Source organism: Mesorhizobium sp. M1D.F.Ca.ET.231.01.1.1 (genome assembly GCF_003999155.2).
Classification (GTDB): Bacteria; Pseudomonadota; Alphaproteobacteria; order Rhizobiales; family Rhizobiaceae; genus Mesorhizobium.
Window position 1 is genome coordinate 1 of record NZ_RZOZ02000281.1, and the last position, 283, is coordinate 283.

A 283-nucleotide genomic window follows, 5' to 3' on the forward strand; every position below is an offset into this window, starting at 1 on the left:
TCCGCACGCTGCCCCCGCCCCAGCGAGGCGACATTACCCGCGCCGCGCCCAAGCCCGATGCCCCCGAACCCGAGCCGCCGCAGCCGGTCGATTTCGCGCTGCTGCCGGAATTCAAGGCAGAGGCGCCGGACAGCCTCAAAGGGGCGCTCAGCGGCACCGAAAGCGTGTCGCTGGCCAAGCTCGTCATCCAGTCCTCCAACCCGGAGCTGTTCCAGTCGTCGCGGCCGACGCTCACACAGGGCTACGAGCCGCTGGTCGAGTCGATCGCCAAGGTGATCCTCGC

Annotated in this window: 1 pseudogene; it reads left to right on the forward strand. The window is 69.6% G+C overall.

Features of this window, described 5'->3' with window-relative positions:
* Positions 1-283 (forward strand): annotated as a pseudogene (locus tag EN874_RS33300) (type VI secretion system protein TssL); the annotation flags it as partial.